Annotated in this window: 18 protein-coding genes and 1 pseudogene; 10 read left to right on the forward strand and 9 right to left on the reverse strand. The window is 74.6% G+C overall.

Annotation, left to right across the window (positions count from 1 at the left end):
- Positions 1–56: 56 nt before the first annotated feature.
- Genes ilvA through FB558_RS44710 form a run of 3 tightly spaced genes read left to right on the forward strand, consistent with a single transcriptional unit; the run spans position 57 to position 2,057 of the window.
- On the forward strand, positions 57–1,322 hold the full coding sequence (ilvA, locus tag FB558_RS24305) for a threonine ammonia-lyase IlvA (RefSeq protein WP_281288676.1): 1,266 nt from the start codon (positions 57–59) through the stop codon (positions 1,320–1,322).
- Positions 1,322–1,558: a hypothetical protein gene (locus FB558_RS24310; RefSeq protein ID WP_142057179.1), complete on the forward strand. Its 237-nt coding sequence runs from the start codon at positions 1,322–1,324 to the stop codon at positions 1,556–1,558. Before ilvA ends, FB558_RS24310 begins: the two co-directional genes overlap by 1 nt.
- Before the next feature lie 7 nt (positions 1,559–1,565).
- On the forward strand, positions 1,566–2,057 hold the full coding sequence (locus FB558_RS44710) for a signal peptidase II (protein WP_142057181.1): 492 nt from the start codon (positions 1,566–1,568) through the stop codon (positions 2,055–2,057).
- Positions 2,058–2,479: 422 nt separating this feature from the next.
- Here FB558_RS44710 and FB558_RS44715 read toward each other — a convergent pair.
- Positions 2,480–2,710 (reverse strand): annotated as a pseudogene (locus FB558_RS44715) (TetR/AcrR family transcriptional regulator); the annotation flags it as partial.
- Here FB558_RS44715 and FB558_RS24325 point away from each other — a divergent pair.
- Positions 2,709–3,848: an acyl-CoA dehydrogenase family protein gene (locus FB558_RS24325; RefSeq protein ID WP_142057185.1), complete on the forward strand. Its 1,140-nt coding sequence runs from the start codon at positions 2,709–2,711 to the stop codon at positions 3,846–3,848. The pseudogene FB558_RS44715 and the gene FB558_RS24325 sit on opposite strands and share 2 nt — an antisense overlap.
- Before the next feature lie 5 nt (positions 3,849–3,853).
- Here FB558_RS24325 and FB558_RS24330 read toward each other — a convergent pair whose 3' ends face one another.
- Positions 3,854–4,438 (reverse strand): TetR/AcrR family transcriptional regulator, encoded by a 585-nt coding sequence (locus tag FB558_RS24330; protein WP_142057187.1) that lies wholly within the window; start codon positions 4,436–4,438, stop codon positions 3,854–3,856.
- Positions 4,439–4,522: 84 nt separating this feature from the next.
- Between FB558_RS24330 and FB558_RS24335 the strand changes: the two genes are divergently transcribed.
- A complete protein-coding gene (locus FB558_RS24335; protein WP_142057189.1) occupies positions 4,523–6,058 on the forward strand; it encodes an MFS transporter in 1,536 nt (511 codons plus the stop codon).
- A 1-nt stretch (position 6,059) separates the two neighbouring features.
- On the opposite strand, the gene hutH is transcribed toward FB558_RS24335, so the two are convergent.
- Positions 6,060–7,607, reverse strand: coding sequence for a histidine ammonia-lyase (hutH, locus tag FB558_RS24340; protein ID WP_142059018.1), 1,548 nt, complete (start codon positions 7,605–7,607; stop codon positions 6,060–6,062).
- A 131-nt stretch (positions 7,608–7,738) separates the two neighbouring features.
- Between hutH and FB558_RS24345 the strand changes: the two genes are divergently transcribed.
- On the forward strand, positions 7,739–10,351 hold the full coding sequence (locus tag FB558_RS24345) for a PEP/pyruvate-binding domain-containing protein (RefSeq protein ID WP_142057191.1): 2,613 nt from the start codon (positions 7,739–7,741) through the stop codon (positions 10,349–10,351).
- Positions 10,352–10,358: 7 nt separating this feature from the next.
- On the opposite strand, the gene FB558_RS24350 is transcribed toward FB558_RS24345, so the two are convergent.
- Positions 10,359–12,554, reverse strand: a complete 2,196-nt coding sequence (locus tag FB558_RS24350; protein WP_142057193.1) for an MMPL family transporter — start codon at positions 12,552–12,554, stop codon at positions 10,359–10,361.
- Positions 12,555–12,664: 110 nt separating this feature from the next.
- Between FB558_RS24350 and ku the strand changes: the two genes are divergently transcribed.
- Genes ku through FB558_RS24360 form a run of 3 tightly spaced genes read left to right on the forward strand, consistent with a single transcriptional unit; the run spans position 12,665 to position 14,082 of the window.
- Complete coding sequence (ku, locus tag FB558_RS24355) at positions 12,665–13,627, forward strand: non-homologous end joining protein Ku (RefSeq protein ID WP_142057195.1); 963 nt, start codon at positions 12,665–12,667, stop codon at positions 13,625–13,627.
- Complete coding sequence (locus FB558_RS43380; RefSeq protein ID WP_170231507.1) at positions 13,624–13,776, forward strand: hypothetical protein; 153 nt, start codon at positions 13,624–13,626, stop codon at positions 13,774–13,776. Before ku ends, FB558_RS43380 begins: the two co-directional genes overlap by 4 nt.
- A gap of 60 nt (positions 13,777–13,836) precedes the next feature.
- Positions 13,837–14,082, forward strand: coding sequence for a zinc transporter Slc39a7 (locus FB558_RS24360; protein WP_142057197.1), 246 nt, complete (start codon positions 13,837–13,839; stop codon positions 14,080–14,082).
- Positions 14,083–14,091: 9 nt separating this feature from the next.
- On the opposite strand, the gene FB558_RS24365 is transcribed toward FB558_RS24360, so the two are convergent.
- The gene (locus tag FB558_RS24365) at positions 14,092–15,477 is read right to left on the reverse strand and encodes an APC family permease (protein WP_142057199.1); all 1,386 of its coding nucleotides are present in this window, start codon (positions 15,475–15,477) and stop codon (positions 14,092–14,094) included.
- 65 nt (positions 15,478–15,542) lie between these two features.
- Positions 15,543–15,728 (reverse strand): hypothetical protein, encoded by a 186-nt coding sequence (locus tag FB558_RS24370; RefSeq protein WP_142057201.1) that lies wholly within the window; start codon positions 15,726–15,728, stop codon positions 15,543–15,545.
- A gap of 72 nt (positions 15,729–15,800) precedes the next feature.
- Between FB558_RS24370 and FB558_RS24375 the strand changes: the two genes are divergently transcribed.
- Positions 15,801–16,748, forward strand: a complete 948-nt coding sequence (locus tag FB558_RS24375; RefSeq protein ID WP_142057203.1) for a LysR family transcriptional regulator — start codon at positions 15,801–15,803, stop codon at positions 16,746–16,748.
- An 819-nt stretch (positions 16,749–17,567) separates the two neighbouring features.
- Here the strand turns inward: FB558_RS24375 and FB558_RS44025 are convergent.
- From FB558_RS44025 to FB558_RS24390, 3 genes are all read right to left on the reverse strand, one after another.
- Positions 17,568–18,647 (reverse strand): hypothetical protein, encoded by a 1,080-nt coding sequence (locus FB558_RS44025; protein WP_211366811.1) that lies wholly within the window; start codon positions 18,645–18,647, stop codon positions 17,568–17,570.
- 130 nt (positions 18,648–18,777) lie between these two features.
- The gene (locus FB558_RS24385) at positions 18,778–19,401 is read right to left on the reverse strand and encodes a hypothetical protein (protein ID WP_142057205.1); all 624 of its coding nucleotides are present in this window, start codon (positions 19,399–19,401) and stop codon (positions 18,778–18,780) included.
- Between the two features lie 88 nt (positions 19,402–19,489).
- On the reverse strand, positions 19,490–20,680 hold the full coding sequence (locus tag FB558_RS24390; protein ID WP_142057207.1) for a phosphodiester glycosidase family protein: 1,191 nt from the start codon (positions 20,678–20,680) through the stop codon (positions 19,490–19,492).
- Positions 20,681–20,693 lie beyond the last annotated feature (13 nt).

The following is a 20,693-nucleotide window of genomic DNA, read 5'->3' on the forward strand; positions in this document are numbered from 1 at the left end:
GGCCGCCTGGCGGCCCCCTCCACACGGGCCTGCGACGGCGGGAGGACGATTGGTCCGTGGTTCCCCGCACCGACCCGCGCACCCAGCCCCTCGCCGACGCCGTCAGCGCCGCCGCCATCCGGCTCGACGGCATAGCCCTGCCCACGCCGCTGCAGCACAGCGAGCGGCTCTCCACGACCGCCGGCGCGCAGGTGTGGATGAAGCGCGAGGACCTGCAGGTGGGGCGCTCCTACAAGCTGCGCGGCGCCTACAACCTGCTCGCCCAGCTCGACGACACCGAGCGGGCCGCGGGTGCGGTGTGCGCCAGCGCGGGCAACCACGGCCAAGGGGTGGCCTACGCCTGCCGCCGGCTGGGCATCCGGGGCCGGGTGCACGTGCCGAGCACGACCCCGCGGCAGAAACGGGAGCGGATCACCGCGCTCGGCGGCGCGGCCGTGGAGCTGGTGGTGGGCGGCGACACCTACGACGAGGCCGCCGCCGCGGCGGCCGAGCACGCCGACCGCACGGGCGCCACGGTGGTCCCCGCGTTCGACGACCTGCGCACGATCGCGGGCCAGGGCACGGTCGCCGCGGAGGTCGTGGCGCAGCTGGGCCGGGTCCCCGACGTCGTGGTGGTCCCGGTGGGTGGCGGCGGCCTGCTCGCCGGCGTCGGCGGATACCTCGCCGCGCGGCACCCGCAGGTACGGCTCGTGGGCGTGGAACCGGCCGGGGCGGCGAGCATGACGGCGGCGCTGGCCGCGGGCGGGCCGGTGGCCCTGCCCGAGCTCGACACGTTCGTCGACGGCGCCGCCGTCCGCCGCGTCGGCGACGTCAGCTTCCCGCTGGTGCGCGACAGCGGCGCCGAGCTGACCACGGTGGACGAGGGCCGCGTCTGCACCGAGATGCTGGACCTCTACCAGATCGACGGGATCATCGCCGAGCCCGCAGGAGCACTGGCCGCTGCGGCCCTCGACGGGCTGGAGCTCGACCCCGGCGCCACGGTCGTCTGCCTGCTCTCGGGCGGCAACAACGACGTGAGCCGCTACGCCGAGGTGGTCGAGCGCTCGCTCGTCCACCGCGGGCTCAAGCACTACTTCCTCGTGGAGTTCCCGCAGGAGCCGGGCGCCCTGCGCCGCTTCCTCGACGAGGTGCTCGGCCCGGACGACGACATCGTGCTGTTCGAGTACATCAAGCGCGACAACCGCGAGACGGGTGCCGCGCTCGTGGGCCTCGAGCTGTCCGAACGCGACGGCTACGAGTCGCTGTGGAAGCGGATGGAGGCCAGCCCGCTGAAGATCCAGCACGTCGCACCGGGGACCACGGCGTACCGCTTCCTGGTCTGATGCGCCTGTACGCGGGCGAGCCCGTCGCGGGTCCGTGGCGGGCCGTCCGGGTGGCGCAGGTGCTCGACCTGCTCGGCAGGCCGCGGGTGCTCGCGTGGGCCGAGTGGCAGGCGGCAGAGGACCCGTTCCAGGCCGTGAACCGCCCGTGGGAACGTGCCGGGCTCGTGGTCAGCGGCGCGCCGCAGGTCCCGCACGACCCGCACCGCGAGCTGGTGGTCGCTCACCGCTGGGCATGATGGGGGTGTGGCCCTCCCCTCCCGATCGCGTCGCCGCGCGCAGTTCGCCGTCCTCGTCGTCGCCCTCGTCGCGCTCGCGTGGGTGGTCAAGGAGGTCGTCGAGGAGCTGCTCGCCGACGGCAGCGCCGTCGACCTCGGGCTGCTGCAGCTGCGGCTCACCCACAACACCGGCGTGGCCTTCAGCCTCGGCGCGGGCCTGCCGACGGGGGTGGTCGTCGCGGTCACCGGCGCGATCACCCTCGCGATCGCGGGCTACGCGTGGTCCACGGTGCCGACGATGCCGCCCGTCGGCGTGCTCGGGCTCGCCGCGGTGGTGGCGGGGGCCGTGACCAACCTCGTCAACCGCGCGGTCGACGGGGCGGTCACCGACTACTTCCACACCGGCTGGTTCCCCACGTTCAACCTCCCGGACGCGCTGCTCACCGTCGGGGTGGTGCTCGTCGTGGCCGCCACGCTGCTGCCCGACGCACGGGACGCGGATGCGGCGTCGACGCGCTGATCGCTCGGCCCGGGGGGCGCCGTGAGCCCGTGCAGGAGCAGTTCGGCGAGGTGCTCGTAGGCCTCCGCGTCGTCCAGGCCCGTTGACGCCGCGACCTGCCGCTGCTGGATGCGCACCATCGTCGCGGTGACGACGTCCGCGACGAAGCCGCTGTGCACGTCCCGGAACGCGCCCGCCGCGACCCCGTCGGCCACCAGCTGCTGGACGCGGGCCGCGGCGGCGCGGGTGTTGCGCTCGTAGACCTCGGCCGCCGGTGGGAAGCCGGCGACGTCGTCGAAGAACCGCGCGGACGCCGGCGCGAGCTCGGTGGCGACGGCCCGCAGGTAGGTGCCGACGCGGGCGGCCGGGTCGGTGCAGGCGACGACGGCGCCCTCGACCCGTTCGGTCGCTCCGCGGAAGAAGTGCACCACCGCGGCCCGGACCAGCTGTTCCTTGCTCCCCGCGAGCGCGTAGAGCGTGCGCTTCGAGCAGTGCAGGCGCGCCGCGACGGCGTCGAGGGTCAGGTGGGCGAAGCCCTCGGCGAGCAGCAGCCGCACGAGGGCGTCGAACAGCTGCTCCCGGCGGACCGCGCCCCGCCGGACGGGGGTCGACATGCGAGCTACTCTATACGGTACTGGAGTTCCCCTCTCAGTACCGATACGAGGAGCCGTCATGGCCGTCGACCGGCTGCTGCCCACCACGGAGGCCGAGGACCTGCTCGCGCTCACCCGCGAGCTCGCCGACAAGGAGCTCGCCCCGCGCGTGGAGCAGCACGAGCGGGCCGAGACCTACCCGGAGGGCCTGTTCGCCACGCTCGGCGCGGCCGGCCTGCTCGGCCTGCCCTACCCCGAGGAGCACGGGGGCGGCGCCCAGCCCTACGAGGTCTACCTGCAGGTGCTCGAGGAGCTCGCCGCGCGGTGGGCCGCCGTGGCCGTCGCGGTGAGCGTGCACGGGCTGTCTTGCTTCCCGCTCGCCACGTACGGCACGGCCGAGCAGCAGCAGCGGTGGCTCCCCCGCATGCTCGCCGGCGAGCTGGTCGGCGGCTACAGCCTCTCCGAGCCGCAGGCGGGCTCGGACGCGAGCGCGCTCGCCTGCAAGGCCGAACGCGTGGCCGAGGGCTACCGCATCACCGGCACGAAGGCCTGGATCACCCACGGCGGCCGCGCCGGCTTCTACGCCCTGTTCGCCCGCACGGCGCCCGGCAGCGGCGGCGTCTCCTGCTTCCTCGCGCCCGGCCGGGCGAAGGGCCTGTCCTTCGGACGGCCCGAGGAGAAGATGGGCCTGCACGCCGTCCCCACCACCACCGCGCACTGGGACGGCGCCGTCCTGGACGCCGACCGCCTGATCGGCGCCGAGGGCCAGGGCCTGGCGATCGCGTTCTCGGCGCTCGACTCGGGACGGCTCGGAATCGCGGCGGTCGCCACCGGCATCGCGCAGGCCGCCCTCGACACCGCCACGGCGTACGCCAACGAACGCACCGCGTTCGGCCGGAAGATCATCGACCACCAGGGCCTCGGATTCCTGCTCGCCGACATGGCTGCCGCGGTCGGCTCCGCCCGCGCCACCTACCTCGACGCCGCCCGCCGCCGCGACGCCGGGCGCGAGTACGGGCGGGCGGCGAGCGTGGCGAAGCTGGTGGCCACGGACGCGGCGATGAAGGTGACCACCGACGCGGTGCAGGTGCTCGGCGGCTACGGCTACACCCGCGACTTCCCGGTGGAGCGCTACATGCGCGAAGCCAAGATCACTCAGATCTTCGAGGGCACCAACCAGATACAGCGGCTGGTGATCGCGCGGTCACTCGCGCGCTGACGGCGTCATGAGCGCGGCGCGGCAGCCGGCGCCGCGACCGCTCGCAGTGCGGCGGCCACGTCCTGCCCCGAGGGCGCACCGTCGGGGTCGACGAGCCACTGCAGCACGAGCCCGTTGACCAGGGCCAGCCCCAGCGAACCGACCGTGCGTGCCGTCTCGTCGTCGACCTCGTCCTCCTCGACCTGCATCATCATCGCCGCGAACTCCCGCCGGGCACCGCCGTAGGCCTGCGCGAGCTGCAAGCGGACCAGCTCGGAGAACTCGACCTGGGCCACCCACTGCACGCTCGCCGCCGCCACGGGCCGATTGGTGCGCACCTTCTCGATGAGGGCGTCGAGGAAACCCGCCAGCATGTCGACCGCCGGGCCGCCGCGGTGCTCACCGAGTGCGACCTCGATGTCCTCGCCCCAGTCGTCGAACGCGTCGAGGACCGCGGCGTCGAGCAGCGCGTTCTTCGAGCCGAAGTGGTAGCCGATCGACGCCAGGTTGGTGCCGGACGCCGCGACGATGTCGCGCGCCGTCGTGTGCGCGTACCCCTTCTCGAGGATGCAGCGCTTGGCCCCGGCGAGCAGCGCTTCCCGATTGCCCATGGGCGCAGCCTAACGACTCCCCTTGACGTCCGTCTTGGACAATGTCCTAGACGAGCGTCCTTGACGCTCGTACCATTCCGGCTCGTGACCCGCTCCGAACCCCGTGCCGGACGCCGCGAATGGACCGGCCTGGCCGTGCTCGCACTCCCGGCCCTCCTGGCCTCCATGGACCTCTCCGTGCTGTTCATGGCGACCCCCTGGCTCGCCGCCGACCTCACGCCGACCGGTCCGCAACTGCTGTGGATCATGGATGTCTACGGCTTCCTGATGGCAGGCCTGCTGCTGACCATGGGCGCGCTCGGCGACCGCATCGGACGGCGCAGGCTGCTGCTCATCGGCGCCGCCGCGTTCGGGACCGCCTCGGTACTGGCCGCCTACGCCCCCAGCGCCGAGCTGCTCGTGCTCGCCCGGGCACTGCTGGGGGTCGGCGGCGCCACGCTCGCCCCGTCGACGCTCGCGCTGCTGCGCGGCATGTTCGTCGACGACGCGCAGCGCCGCGCCGCCATCGGCATCTGGACGGCCGCCTTCACCAGCGGGTTCGCCCTCGGCCCGATCGTCGGCGGGCTGCTGCTGGAGCGGTTCTGGTGGGGCGCGCTCTTCCTGATCAACGTGCCCGTGATGGTGCTGCTGCTGGTGCTGGGCCCGGTACTGCTCCCCGAGTCCCGCGATCCGCACCCGGCCCGGTTCGACCCGGTCAGCGCGCTGCTGTCGATGGCCGCCGTGCTGCCGGTGGTCTACGGGGTGAAGGAGCTGGTGCACGCCGGCGCGGTCGCGTGGACCGGGCTGCTCGCCGTCGTGTCCGGGTTGGCGTTCGGCGCGGTGTTCGTGCTCCGGCAGGCCCGGATGGCCGACCCGCTCGTCGATGTCGGTCTGTTCCGGAACAGCGCGTTCAGCGCGGCGTTCGGCGGCTACGTCGTCATGGTCGTGGCCAGCTCGGGAATGGGCTACCTCGCTGTGCAGTACCTGCAGGTCGTGCTGGACATCCGCCCGTTCACGGCGGCGCTGTGGCAGCTGCCCGCGATCGCCGGGACCGTGCTCGGGATCGGGCTGGTCACCGGGCTCGCCCGGTCCGTGCGACCCGCCCTGCTCGCCGGCGCGGGCCTGCTCGTCGCCGCGACCGGGTTCCTGCTGGTGAGCCGGGTCGGCGTGGACAGCGCCCCGGCCGCGGTGATGACCGCGTACGCCGTGGTGACGCTCGGCACCGGGATGGTCGCGCCGTTGGCGATCGACCTGATCGTCGGCACGGCGCCACCGCACAAGGCGGGCTCGGTGGCGGGGCTCGGCGAGGCCGGTGCCGAGTTCGGCGGCGCGCTCGGGATCACCGTCCTGGGCAGCATCGCCGCGGCCGTCTACACCGCGCAGACCCGCGCCGCGCTGCCGGCGGGCCTCCTGCCCGCCGCCGCGGACGCCGCGACCGAGACCCTCGGCGGCGCCGTCGCGGTGGCCGAGCAGCTCCCCGACGCCCCAGCCGCGGCGTTGCGCGCCACCGCCGAGCACGCCTTCACCGCCGGGTTCACCACCGCCGCGACGGTGGGCTCGGCCCTGCTCGCCGTCACCGCGGCGATCGTGACGGTGCGGCTGTGGAACCTGCGTCCGGTCCCCGCTGCTCCCGCCCCGTGAGTCAGCGCAGGGGGCCCGTCACCGCCTCGGCGGCGGCGAGCACCTCGCCGGAGGCCACCAGCCGCACGGCCTCTTCGATCTCGGGAGCGAGGTAGCGGTCGGGGCCGGGGCCCGCGACGGCGGCGCGCAGCCGGTCGCGCGCGGCGCCCGTGGCCGGGGCGGGGGCGAGCGGGGCCCGCAGGTCGATGGCGCGAGCGGCGGTGAGCAGCTCGATCGCCACCACGCGCGCGAGCCCGTCGACGGCGCGCCGCAGCTTGCGGGCCGCCGTCCAGCCCATCGCGACGTGGTCCTCCTGCATCGCGCTGGACGGGATGGAGTCGACGGACGCCGGCACGGCGAGGCGCTTGAGCTCCGACACGATCCCGGCCTGCGTGTACTGGGCGATCATGTGCCCGGAGTCGACGCCGGGGTCGTCGGCCAGGAACGGCGGGAGACCGTGGTTGCGGGCCACGTCGAGGAACCGGTCGGTGCGCCGCTCGCTGACCGAGGCCACGTCCGCCACGGCGATCGCGAGGAAGTCGAGCACGTAGCCGAGCGGGGCGCCGTGGAAGCTGCCGTTGCTCTCCACCCGCCCGTCGGCGGTGACGACCGGGTTGTCGACGGCCGAGGCGAGCTCTCGCCCGGCCACCGCCTCGGCGTGGGCGAGTGTGTCGCGGGCGGCCCCGTGCACCTGCGGCGCGCAGCGCAGCGAGTACGCGTCCTGCACCCGCGTGCAGGCCGGCGTGCGGTGGCTGGCCATGATCGCGGAGTCGGCGAGCACCGCCCGCAGGTTGGCCGCGCTGTCGGCGATCCCGGGGTGCGGGCGCAGCGCCTGCAGGTCCGGGGCGAACACCGCGTCGGTGCCCAGCAGGGCCTCGACGCTCATCGCGGCGGCGAGATCGGCGGTGCGCAGCAGCCTGCGCAGGTCCGCGCACGCCAGCAGGAGCATGCCGAGCATCCCGCACGTGCCGTTGATCAGCGCCAGCCCCTCCTTCTCGGCCAGCACGACCGGCGCGATCCCCGCGGCCGCGAGCGCCTCCGCGGCCGGGCGCAGCACGCCGTCCGCGTCGCGCACCTCGCCCTCCCCGATCGCCGCGAGCGCGCAGTGCGCCAGCGGTGCGAGGTCGCCCGAGCAGCCCAGCGACCCGTACTCGCGCACGACCGGCGTGATGCCCGCCGACAGCATCTCGGCGTAGACGACGGCCGTCTCGGCCCGCACGCCCGTGCGGCCGGTGGCCAGGGTCGCCAGGCGCAGGACCATCAGGGCCCGGACGACCTCCCGCTCGACCTCGGGGCCGGAGCCGGCGGCGTGCGAGCGCACCAGGCTGCGTTGCAGCTGCGCGCGCCGCTCGAGCGGGATGTGGCGGGTCGCCAGTGCGCCGAAGCCGGTGGACACCCCGTAGTGCGGCTCGACGTCATCGGCCAGCGCCTCGACGACCTTGCGGCTCGCGGCGATCTCCGCCAGCGCCTCCGCCGACAGCGCGACGGGCGCGCCCTCCCTGGCGACGGCGACGACCTCCTGCGCGGAGAGCGGACGGGTACCGACGACGACGGGCGCGAGTGCAGGCATCACGCCATCTGACACCTCACTCGCGCGCGAGGCCAGCGTCCACCCGTGGGGAACCGGCGGTCACGCTCCGCGTCCTGCCCAACTATTCAACCAGTGTTGAGTTTCTGGCCGCGCGGAGCTACCGTTGCGTCATGGCCATCGAGGAGTTCGTCGTCGAACTTCGCGATCTCGACGCGCACGCACTGCCCCGGGTGGGCGGCAAGGCCGCGAACCTCGGTGAGCTGGTCAACGCGGGGTTCCCGGTGCCGCCCGGCTTCGCGGTCACCACCGCGGCGTACGCGCAGGTGGCCGACGACGTGCTCGACGCGGTCGAGGGCACCGATCCGGAGCGGGCCGGGAAGGCCCTGCGCGAGGCCGCCGTCCCGGTGGCGATCACCGATGCGGTGCGGCAGGCCTACGCAGGCCTCGGCGAGGACGTCCCCGTCGCGGTGCGCTCCTCCGCGACGGCCGAGGACCTGCCGTGGGCGAGCTTCGCGGGCCAGCAGGACACGTTCCTCAACGTGGTCGGGTCCGAGTCCGTGCTCGACGCCGTGCGCCGCTGCTGGGCCTCGCTGTGGACCGACAGGGCCGTGAGCTATCGCGCCACCCAGGGGATCGGCCACCGCGACGTGCACCTCGCGGTGGTGGTGCAGCGGATGGTCGACGCGCAGGTCGCCGGCGTGCTCTTCACCGCCGACCCGGTCACGGGCACGCGCACCCGCACCGTGATCGACGCGAGCCCCGGGCTGGGCGAGGCCGTCGTCTCCGGGGCGGTGAACCCCGACCACCTCGTCGTCGACGACGGCGGCGTGGTCGTCGAGCGCCGGCTGGGCGACAAGGCGGTGCAGGTACGCCCGCTGCCCGGCGGCGGCACCGAGCAGGTGCCCGCGACCGGCGGACCCGGGCGGTCCTGCCTCACCGACGCGCAGGTCGCCGCGCTGGTCGCACTCGGCCGGATGGTCGAGGCGCATTACGGATCGCCCCAGGACATCGAGTGGGCCATCGACGCGGGCGGCACGCCATGGCTCACCCAGTCCCGCCCGATCACCACGTTGCACCCCCTCCCGGAGCCGTCCCCCGGCGGGCTGCGCGTCTACATCTGCGCCACCCTGGCGCAGGGCCTGACCCGGCCGGTGACGCCGATGGGGCTCTCGGGGTTCCGGGTGATCGCCGCCACGGCGTCCGAGCTGGCCTTCGGGGTGCCGGTGCCCGACCCGGTGGCCGGCCCACCCGCGTTCCGCACGGCAGGCGGGCGCGCGTTCGTGGACGTCACCGCCGCCCTGCGCACCGACGTGGGGCGCGCGGTCGTCCCCCGGATCCTGGACATCATGGAGTCGCGCTCGGCCGCGGTGTTCCGCTCGTTGCTGGACGACCCGCGCCTCGCGGTCGAGCGGCCGTCGCGGGCGCGGTTCGCCCGACGCCTCGCGGGCGTGCTGATCCGCTTCCGGGTGCCGGCGCAGGTCGCGCGGGCGCTGGCACGCCCCGCGGCCGCACGACGGCGGGTGGAGCGCATCGGCGACCGCGTCCGTGCGCTCGCCGCGTCGACGCCGCAGGGCAGCGCCGCGCAACGGCTCGACCGCGTCGTGCGGGTGCTGGGGCAGGCCTTCCCGGTGATGCCCGGCGTGTTCCCGGCGGCGGCCGCCGGCCTGGTCCTGCTCGCCGCGGCCCGGCGGCTCGCGGGGGCCGACCTCGACGACGCGGCGGCCGACGACGTGCTGCGGTCGCTGCCGCACAACGGCACCACCGAGATGGACCTGCGGCTGTGGACCCTCGCCCGCACGCTGCGCGGTGACTGCGCAGCGGCGGCCGCGCTGCGGGACACGGCGCCCACCGAGCTGGCACGGCGCTACCGCGACGCCGCCCTGCCACCCGCGCTGCAGAGCGGGCTCGCCGCGTTCCTGCTCCGTTACGGCCACCGGGCCGTCGCCGAGATCGACATGGGCATGCCCCGCTGGTCGGAGGACCCCACCCACATCCTCGGCGTGCTCGCCAACTACCTGCGCCTCGACGACCCCGCGCTGGCCCCGGACGCCGTCTTCGCCCGCGGCGCGCTCGCGGCCGACGCCGCGATCGCCGCCGCCGTCGAGCGGGTGCGGCGCCGGTCGTGGTGGCGCGCGCCCGCGGTGCGGTTCGCCCTGCGCCGGGCGCGCCGGCTCGCCGGGCTGCGGGAGACGCCCAAGGACTACCTCGTGCGGCTGATCACGCACGCCAGGACGCAGCTGGCCGCCATCGGCGGCGAGCTCACCTCCCGCGGCCTGCTCGCCGCGCCCGGCGACGTGTTCTTCCTCGACCTCGCCGAGGTGCGCACCGCGCTGGCCGGCACCGACCACCGGGCCACCGTCGTCGCCCGCCGCGCCGAGTACGACCGGGAGCTGCGGCGCAGGCACGTCCCGCGGGTCCTGCTCTCCGACGGCACCGAGCCGGAGGCCGTCGCGCGTCCGGGAGCGGTCGAGGGCGCGCTGGTCGGCACGCCCGCCTCCGCCGGCACCGTCACGGCGCCCGCGCGCGTCGTGCTCGACCCCGTCGGCGCGCACCTGGAGCCGGGCGAGATCCTCGTCGCCCCCTCCACCGACCCGGGCTGGACGCCGCTCTTCCTCACCGCCGGGGGGTTGGTGATGGAGATGGGTGGGCCGAACTCGCACGGCGCGGTGGTGGCGCGGGAGTACGGGATCCCCGCCGTGGTCGGCGTGGCCGACGCCACGGACCGCATCACGACGGGCCAGGAGGTGACGCTGGACGGAGCGGCCGGCACCGTCCGCGTGTGATCCCCGGTCACCGGCTACTGGTATCCATGGCACGGGCGGGCTCGCGGTCCGGCGCCTCCTCCGCGAGGCCGATGCGGTCGTGCAGGCGCCGCAGGGGCGCGGGGGCCCACCAGTTGGCGCGCCCGGCGAGCGCCATCGCGGCCGGCACGAGCACGCCGCGGATCACCGTGGCGTCGACGAGCACGGCGAGCGCCATGCCGACGCCGAGCATCTGCAGGATCGTGACGCCGCTGGTGGCGTACACGGCGAACGACGCGGCGAGGATCAGGGCCGCGGCGCTGACCAGCGGTGCCGACCGCGCGATCCCGCGCGGCACGGAGCCGACGACGTCGCCGGTGCGGTCGTAGTCGGCCTTGATCCGGGCGAGCAGGAACACCTCGTAGTCCATCGAGAGCCCGTAGCCGATGCAGAACATGAGGATGGGGATGCTCGGCTCGGTCTGGCCGGTCGGGGTGAAGCCGAGCAACCCGGCGAGCCCTCCCTCCTGGAAGCCCCACACCAGCACGCCGAACATCACGGTGAGCGAGAGCAGGTTGAGCACCGAGGCCTTCAGCGGCGCCACCACCGAGCCGGTCATCAGGAACAGCACGACGAACGTGACCACCACGATCAGCCCACCGACCAGCGGCAGGCGCTCCACGACGCCGTCGCGGTAGTCCGCCACCTCCGCCGGGTAGCCGCCGACGAGCACCGGGACCGGCGCCGGCAGGGCCCGCACGTCGGCGACCAGCCCGGGCGCGTCCGACGCGAGGCGCTCGCCGGTGGGCAGCACGGACAACCACGTCCCACCGTCGGGGGCGAGGAACCGGCTCGGGCCCTCGGGCCCGGCGGCACCCGTGCGCGCGCCGTCGGCGAACGCGCCCGCGGCCGAGTCGACGCGCAGCACCCCGTCGATCCGCGACAGCGCGGCGGCGTACTCCCCGACGTCCACGGCCTCCGCGGCGACCACCTGGATCGCGTCGGCCTCCTCCGTGGTGAACTCGGCGCGGACCGCGTCGTACATCCCGCGCACCGGCTGCAAGGAGGGCAGCAGCCGGTCGTCGGGCGAGCCGAAGTCCACGGCGAGCGCCGGCCCGCCGAGCAGCAGCAGGACGAGCACCCCGGCGCCGCCGGCCGCAACGGGCCGGCGCATCACGCCCTGGGCCAGGCGGAACCAGAAGCCCTGCGCCCCGGGAACGGGCTCGCGCCTGCGCAGCACGCGGCGCCCGAGCAGCCGCAGCGCGGCGGGCAGGACCACGAGCGCGGCGAACACCGCGGTGGCCACGACCGCGACGCCCGCGTAGGCGAACGAGGCCAGGAACGGGAACGGGAACGCCAGCAGCACCGCCAGCGACGCGGCCACGGTGACGCCGCTGAACACCACCGTGCGCCCCGCGTGCCGCACGGTCGCGCGCACCGCCGCGTCCACGGCGCGCCCTGCGACCAGCTCCTCCCGGAACCGGTAGATCACGAACAGCCCGTAGTCGACGCCGAGGCCGATCCCCATGACGAGCGCGACGTTCGCTGCGAACGTCGACACCTCGGTGAACAGCGCGACGACGCGCAGGATGCCCAGCGCGGCCACCGCGGCGAACAGGCCCGCCACGAGCGTGACCAGCGCCGGGGCGAGCCTGCGGTAGACGAGCCAGAGCAGCAGTCCGACCAGCGGGACCACCACGAGCTCCGCGCGGACGAAGTCGGCCCGCGACTGCTCGGCGACCACCCGGAACACCTCGTCGGCCCCGCCGAGCTGCAGCGCGACCGCGTCCGTCGCGAGCGGGTCGATCACCTCCGCGGCGATCGCCGGCAGCAGTTCGGCGCGCACCCGGTCGGCGTCACCGGGCACCCAGGCGAGCACCAGCGCGTGGCGGCGGTCCTCGGCGGCCAGCGTGGCGGGGGCGTCCGGGCTCCAGTACGACCAGGCGTCCCCGACGCCCGGGAAGGTGCCGAGCTCCCGGGTGAGGGCGGCGCCGACCGCAGCGACCTGCGGGTCGTCGACGGTCCCGGCCCGCGGCGTGACCAGCACGGCGACGTTGGGACTGCCGGTCCCGAACCGCTCGGCGAGCTCGGCCCGGGCGGCGAGGGACTCCGAGCCGCCCGCCTCGTAGCGGTTGAGCGAGAGGGCCTCGACCGCTCCGGCGGCGAGCACCGCGAAGACGACGAAGGCGAGCCCGGAGACGGCGAGGATCCGCCGGGGAGCCCTGGTGACGAGACGGCCGAGCATGGGCAGCCTTCCACGATGAACACGAGCGAGTTCTCGTGTTCGGCTCAGATTACGAGCGCTTGCTCGTATTGTCGAGCGTGTGCGGCCACGGGTTCGGGGTACTGACAGGCATGGCACGGGCGATCTGGACGGGTGCGATCAGCTTCGGACTGGTCTCCATCCCGGTCGGGCTGTTCAGCGCGACCGAGGACCACACCATCCACTTCCACCAGTTCGAGCGCGGCACCTCCGACCGCATCCGCTACCAGCGGGTGAACGAGCGCACGGGCAAGGAGGTGGAGTACTCCGACATCGTCAAGGGGAAGGACGTCGGCGGCGGCGAGCACGTGATCGTCGAACCCGACGAGCTCGCCGACATCGCGCCCGGCCGCTCGCGCACGATCGACATCACCACGTTCGTCGACCTCGACGAGATCGACCCGATCTTCTTCCAGAAGACCTACTGGCTCGCACCGACCGACGAGCAGTACGCCCGCCCCTACGGCCTGCTGCGCGAGGCGATGACCCGCACCAACCGGGCGGGCGTCGCCACCTTCGTGATGCGCGGCAAGGAGTACCTCACCGTGCTGCGCGCCGACGGCGAGGCACTCGCGTTGGAGACGCTGTTCTTCGCGGACGAGATCAGGGACCGCTCGGCGCTCGACCTCCCGGGGGCCGCCAAGCCCAAGGGGAAGGAGCTGGACATGGCGACGGGGCTGATCGAGGCGATGAGCGGGCCCTGGAAGCCCGAGGACTTCCGCGACACCTACACCGAGCGCGTCGAGAAGCTGGTCGAGGACAAGCGCCGCGGCCGCGAGACCGTCACCGAGGCCGCGCCGCCCGAGCCGACCGCCATGACCGACCTGATCGCGGCGCTGGAGCGCAGCGTCGCCGACGCCCGCGGCGGCGGGAGGAAGAAGCAGAAGGCCGCGTCCGACGGCGCGTCCGACCTGTCCGGGCTCAGCAAGTCCGACCTGGCGAAGATGGCGCGCGAGCTCGACGTCAAGGGGCGCTCCTCGATGAGCCGCGACCAGCTCCAGGAGGCCGTGGCCGCCGCCTCCGGCTCGACCGCGCGGCGGAAGAAGGCCTCGTGAGCTGCCCCGACTGCACGCGCGACCTCGAGCACTGCCACGGAACCCTCGTGCTGGTCGCCGAGGCCGTCCGGGAGTGCACCGAGCCCGACTGCCGCGACACCGGACGTGACCGGCACGACCTGGTGGTCGTCATCGCGCCCGCCGGCTGAGCGCGTGTTTCCGGGACTCCCGGGCGGGCACCCGGGAGGATCGGCGACGAGGGAGGCGAGATGGCGGGCACGGAGTTCGAGCAGCACACCCACGACGCGACGGTGCACGACCACGAGCACTGGCACGTCACGCACAACTGGAGCGAGACGGCGGGCACGTTCGAGCACCTCGCGTCCAAGCACAGCCACCCGCACGACCACGCGGAAGTCGAGCACGCCCACGTGCCGCACGTCGACTTCGACAGCGAGCACGCGGGCGAGGCGCACATCCACGACCACGACGAGCCGGTCGGCCGGGGCGGCTGACCCGCGGCGCTACCGCGGCGGGCCGTGCGGGTGCTCGCGGCTGTCGTCGAGGCGCGTGGGGTCGAACTCCACCCGGCCGACGACGAGGTGGTTGACCAGCCACAGCACCGCGCCGATCGCCAGCAGGATCCCGGCGATCACGAACTGCGAGATCGGGCGCCCGGACAGCGGCGTCGCGAGGAAGCCGCACAGGACGATGCCGACCACCGGCGCCCATGTCGGCGCCCGGAAGTGCGCGTGCTCGGCCTTGTCCTTGCGCAGCACCAGCACGGCGACGTTCACGATCGTGAAGACCGCGAGCAGCAGGAGCGCCGTCGTGCCGCCCAGCACGCTCAGGTCGACGCTGACGACCAGCGCGTAGGCGATGACGCTGCTGAACAGGATCGAGACCCACGGCGTCCGCCGGTTCGGGTGCACCGTCGCGAACACCCGCGGCAGCACGCGCTCGTTCGCCATCCCGTACAGCAGGCGGCTCGCCATGAGCATGTTGATCAGCGCCGAGTTGACGACCGCGAGCAGCCCGATCGCGGCGAACAGCTGCAGCGGGAAGCCGGGGGCACCGACCTCGAGGACGGCGAGCAGGGCACCGCTGCCGGCCGCGGCGAGCTCGTCGGAGGGGAGGAGCATCGAGGAGATGACGGCGACGACGACGTAGATGGCGCCCGCCACCGCCATGCCGACGAGCATCGCCCGCGGGAAGATCCGCACCGGGTCCCGGGTCTCCTCGGCCATGTTGACGGAGTCCTCGAAGCCGACCATCGCGAAGAACGCCAGCGAGACCGCGCCCGTGATCGCGAGCAGCGGCCCGCTGTCGTCCGTGTTGATCTCGACGAGCCGGCTCGCATCCCCCTGGCCGCCGCCGATCGCCCACACCCCGACGAAGATGATGATCATCAGGCCGCTCACCTCGATGCACGTGAGCAGGACGTTCGCCTTGACCGACTCCCCCACCCCGCGGTAGTTGATGACCGCGAGGCCCGCGACGAACGCCAGCGCCACGATCCAGAGCGGCAGGACGGCGAACTCCTTGAGGTACGTGTCGCCGAACGCCTTCGCCGCCGACGCCGCGGACGTCACGCCCGAGCTCATCACCGTGAAGGTGACCATGAACGTGAGGAACTGGACCCCGAACGCGCGGTGCGTGTACAGCGCGGCGCCGCCGGCCCCGGGGTACTTCCCGACGAGCTCCAGGTAGCTGAACGCGGTGAGGAACGCGACCACGAACGCGCCGAGGAACGGCAACCAGAGCGCGCCGCCGATCACTCCCGCCACCGAGCCGGTCAGGGCGTAGATGCCGGTGCCGAGGATGTCGCCGACCACGAAGAAGAGGAGGAGCTTCGGTCCGATCGCCCGCTTCAGCTCGGGCTGGGCCTGGGGTGGCGCGGAGTCCGTCATGTCGAAGGAGTGTGACGTGGCGCACGCGCCGCGTCGACCCTCTTGATCCTGATTTGAGGAGCGCGCTACGGCGCGCGCCGGCACCCGTTCGACCGCACGACGACCGCGTCGGCCCGGTGCGCCTGCAACCGCCCGCACGGGCAGCGGCTCCAGACGAGCACGCCCTCGGACGTCGAGTGCCGGGAGAGGACCTGGTACGGCTCGGTGACGGGCCAGCCGCAGCCGGGGCAGGTCGGGGAGGTCGCATCCACACGTCGAGCGTGGCGCACCGGACCCGTCAGGTCCATTTCACGTTCTTACAAGGGACTGTACGATCCAGCTACATGATCGACCTGCGGCGCCTGCACGTCCTGCGCGTGGTGCACCAGCTCGGCACGGTCACGGCTGCGGCACGGGCGCTGCACCTGACCCCGTCGGCCGTGTCCCAGCAGCTCCGCCAGCTCGCCCACGAGCTCGAGGTGCCGCTGCTCGAGCCCGACGGCCGCCGGGTGCGCCTCACCCCCGCCGCCCACACCCTGCTCGGCCACGCCGACGACCTCGCCGCCCGCTGGGAGCGGGCTCGCGGGGACCTGCACGCCGACACCGTCGGTGCCGCCATGAGCCTGCGCCTGGCCGGCTTCACCTCCAGCCTGCGCACCCTGGTCGTCCCCGCCGTCGAGGACCTGCACGCGCACCGACCGGAGATCACCGTCCGGGTGCTGGAGGTCGAGACCGCGGAGGCGTTCGGACGCGTCCTCACCGGCGACATCGACATCGCCGTCACCCTGCCCCACCAGGACGGGCCCCCGCTGGACGACCCGCGCTTCGAGCAGCACCCCCTCCTCGACGAGCCGCAGGACCTCCTCCTCCCCCGCCGCCACCGGCTCGCGGAGCGGACGTCCGTCGCCCTCGAGGAGGCCGCGCAGGAGCCGTGGGTGCTGCCCGCACCCGGCACCTGCGACCACCACGAGATCACCACCGCGGCGTGCGCGGCCGCCGGGTTCACCCCGAAGGCGGCCCACGAGGCCATGGACTGGTCGGCCGTGGCCACGCTCGTCGCCGCCGGCCTCGGCGTCTGCCTCAAGCCGAGGTTCGTCCCGGTCCCGGCCGAGCTCGCGGTGGTGGCGGTGCCGCTGGCGGGTCCGACGGCCCCGCAGCGCCGCATCCTCACCTGCACCCGCCGCGGCAGCCGCAGCCAGCCGCACATCGCCCGCGGGCTCGCCGCGCTCCGGACCGCTGCGCACGCCGCGCGCGGCGCCGGGCCGGCCGAGCGCCTCCGCCCGGTCGGCTGACACCCCTGGCCGCCCGTCCCGCGGGAACGCGGTGAGCGGAACACCAGCGCAGTTCGATCACGAGTGGACGACCCTGGTGTTCCGTTCAACCGTGGGGGCAGGTAGCGGCGCGAGGGAAGCCGGGCGAGTGCGGTGGCCACGGACGTTCGCGACAGGTAGGGCGAGCCGCGGTGGGCGCGCCGTACCCAGCTCGAGACCGCTGCCCCACCCGCGTCCAGGCGTCGCTCGCGGTCGCCCCGGCGCCCGGCCCGACCCCCGGCGCCGAGGGGGTCAAGAACGCGGCTGACTCGTGGGCTCCGAAACGGGATTCGCATGACGAACGGCACTTTCGTCGGCTAGGTACCGACGAAAGTGCCGTTCGTCCGGGTGGGAGCCGCGGCAGCAACGAGCTCGTCCGGAACAGGCCTGGGCCATGTCGGGAACGGCCGCCGGGCCAGCCACAATTCTCGGTAGTTGTGCCAACCCGGCCGCCTCGCCGACGGGCGGCGGCAGGGGGACCCGGCCGACTGCGCCCGGAACCGGGCCGGGGCGGGCGGCAGTGGTCTCGAGCCGGAACGGCCCGCCCACAGGAGCTTTCCCCGAGCATATCGACACCATGGGTCTGCGCCCCGAGACTCATGACGTCGACCGGGTCGTGCACAGGCGCGTTCCGCGGAACGCGAAGCCCCAATCGCCAGGCTCCCCCGGACGAACGGCACTCTCGTCGGTACCTAGCCGACGAAAGTGCCGTTCGTCATGCGAATCCCTCTTCCCGGAGTTCCTTTCGCCCGCACGGCGAGCCGCCGCAGTTCACAACCGGCGAACGTATGCGGTCACGCGCTACTGCCGGCTCCCGCCACCATCGCCGCCACCCGAGCCACCGCCGTCGGAGCCACCGTCTTCGGAGCCACCGCCGCCGGAGCCACCGCTGTCCGAACCACCGCTGTCCGAACCACCATCGCCTGAGTCGCCACCGTCCGAACCGCCACCGTCCGAACCGCCGTCCGGCGGGCCGGAGGGGTCCTCGCCGTGGTCGCCGCCGGGCGGGTCGGTCGGCTCGGGCGTCGGCTCCGGCTCCGGCTCGGGTTCGGGGTCCGGTGTGGGTTCGGGGTCCGGAGTCGGTTCCGGGTCCGGCGTGGGTTCGGGATCCGGCGTCGGGTCGGGCGTGGGCTCAGGATCCGGCGACGGGCTGGGCGACGGGTCCGGCGACGGGCTGGGAGACGGGCTCGGTCGCGGGTCGTCGTCGTTGCCGTCGTGGTGGTCCTCGCCGGGGCGGTCAGGGCGCGGCGAGGAGTCGTGCGAGCGGTCGTCCGAGGCGTGCTGCGTCGCACGGCTGCGGGTGGGGTCGTCGCGCTCGTCCGGGCTCGCAGAAGTGGGGGACGCAGCCAGGGGGGCCGGGACGGCCGCGAGCGGGGCGGGCGGTGCCACGGGAGGCGCAACCGGCGCCGCGGGACCCGGTGCGGGCGGGAGCCACTGCGGGAGCGCGACGGAGGCCAGCACCGTCGGGGCGCCCGCGGCGAGGCGGGCGAGCGCGGCGATCCGGCCCGGGTCGACGAGCTGGTGCCCGGCGTCGGGAGCCCCGGTCGACGACTCGGCCGTGAACAGCATGCCGCCGGCATCGGTGCTGCTGTGGCCGGCAGCCCGGACGTCACCGGTGACCAGGCCGGTCGGGGCCGTGTCTCCGGACAGCACGACCACCGAGGACACGCTCGCCGCGGCGACACCCGCCACGGCGGTGGCGGCGAAGAGCGGGGCAGGCGCGACTCCGCGGCGCGGCGCGCGGCGATGGGCCCCACCCGGGCGCCCGGCGGCCGCGGCGGCCTCCCGCTGGACGAGCGCGTCGACGCTGATCCCGGCTCGGCGCGCGCGGGGCTGCCCGTCGACGCGGGACGTCGCCGAGTAATTACGGTCCGTGTTCACCGTGCGCACTCCCGGGGAGCGAAGACGCCTGACCGGACGACGGTCAGGGCCCGAACGGGGTATTCGTGCGCGCAGAATTTAACTCATCGTGTCCAGTAGTGGTCCAGGGTGTCCCGGGTCACGCGCCAGGTCAGGTCTGCGGAGCCCCGGGGGCGGGCCACGGCGGCCGGGCCGGTCGCGGGACGGGAGCCTGCGGGGGCTCCGGAGCGGGCGCGCTCACCTCGCCCGACCCGTCGTGCCCGCTCCGCACGCGCTGCAGCGCCGCTTCGGCGTCGTGCAGCTCCTGCGTGGCCCGGACGAGGTCGGCGACGGACGGGCGGTGGCGCAGGGGCTTCGGCGCCGGTGGGTGCCGGCGCCGCAGCACGACGAACCCGGCGACCAGCCCGGCGATCGTGGGCAGGACGAGCATGGCGGCGGGCCCGACGTAGGCGGCCGCGAGCAACCAGATGACGAGCAGCCCGCTGAGCAGGCCGCCGCCGACGATGAGCAGCAGCAACTGCTGCCAGGTGGGCATCGGGCCGCGGGGGGCACCACCACCCTCGGCGCCGGTGGACGGGCCGACCCCTTCGGTGGCCGCACTGCGCAGCGCCCGGTAGCGCTCCGCCGCCGCCGCGGCCGCGTGCTCGGCGGCGTGCAGCGCCCGTGCCGACCGCTCCTCGGCGCGGGCCCTGCGGACGCGTTGCCACATCATGGCGACGGACTCGCCACGGCCCGACAGTTCCCGGTTCGACCGGCGCCGACTCGACAGGTCCATGGGCACCCTCGCTCACCTCCGCCCCTCGCTCCACTGCAGTACCCGATCTTCGGACCGCCCTCGCCGCTCGATCCGGTGACGTGCGCGTTCATCCGCTGTAGATCCCGATGCCGTTGGGCACCAGCCGGGGCGAGGGGCCCGACGGGTCGTTGACGATCGTGACCTCGCCGGCGCCGGGCGAGCGGTGGACGAGCGTCGAGGAGCCGCCGCCGTCGAGGTTCACGGCGTCGTCCACGTCCATCTCGCGCAGCAGCGTGGCGAGCTCGCGCAGCGTGGCCCCGACGCTGTCGGACTGCCGCCCGTCGAGGGTGAGCAGCCAGAGGCGCCGGCCGTCGGAGCTGGTGCCGACGGCACTGCGGGGCGCGCGCTCCCGGTCGTCGAGGTCGGCGACGGGCGCACCGGCGAACATGATCGGGCTGCCGCCGACGGCGAACTCGGGGGACTCGCCGCTCTCCGGCACCAGCTCGTAGGAGACCTCGACCGGGTCGCCGACCTCCAGCGAGCGCAGGGTCTCGGCACCCTGCTCCCGCCCGGTCAGGACGAGCTCGCCGTCCGGGATCCGACCGGCGCCGGGGGGCCCCGCCCGCACCACGGTGGAGTCGCGCACCTGCACCTCCGCCTGCTCGGCCGCGCAGGGGGCGTTCCGGTCGACGTCGGTGCCGCAGAGTGTCCGGCCGCGCTCGACCTCACCCCACTCGGGCGTGAAGATCCCGATCCCGTCGACGGGCACCGCGTACTGGTTCAGCGCCACCACCGGGATCGTCTCGGACGGCGCCTCCACCCGCGCGTCCAGCCGCAGCCGGTCGATGCGGGCGACGCGGTCGGTGCCGACCGTGAACACGTGGTCGGTCTCGGCACCCGGGACGGCGGGGCCCATCCGGCGGCCCTGCGGCACCGCCGCCTTCAGCGGTCGGCCGTCGATCACGGCCGGCCCGGTCGGAGCGTTGGTGGCGCCGATGTCGAAGAAGTCGCCGTTGATGCCGGCCACCGCGTCCGTGCCGTTCGCCATCTCCGCGATCGGTCCGCGGGCGGCCACGGCCCCCGGGGTGAGCAGGTCGGCGTGCACCGACGAGACGCCGAGGTCGACCTCGACGACGTCGCCGAGCACCTGGCCGGCGGCCGCGGTGGTGCGGAGCTCGCGATGGCTGACGCCGGGCGCGAGTGCCCGCGCGGGGTGCAGCTCGGCGAGGGCGCGCTCGCCCTCCGGGGAAGGTGACGGCGGTGGGTCGCCTGCCGGGACGGCGAACGCGAGCACCGCCGCCAGGACCACCGCGAGCACCGCCACCTCCCGA

The organism is Pseudonocardia kunmingensis (genome assembly GCF_006716445.1).
Taxonomy (GTDB): domain Bacteria; phylum Actinomycetota; class Actinomycetes; order Mycobacteriales; family Pseudonocardiaceae; genus Pseudonocardia; species Pseudonocardia kunmingensis.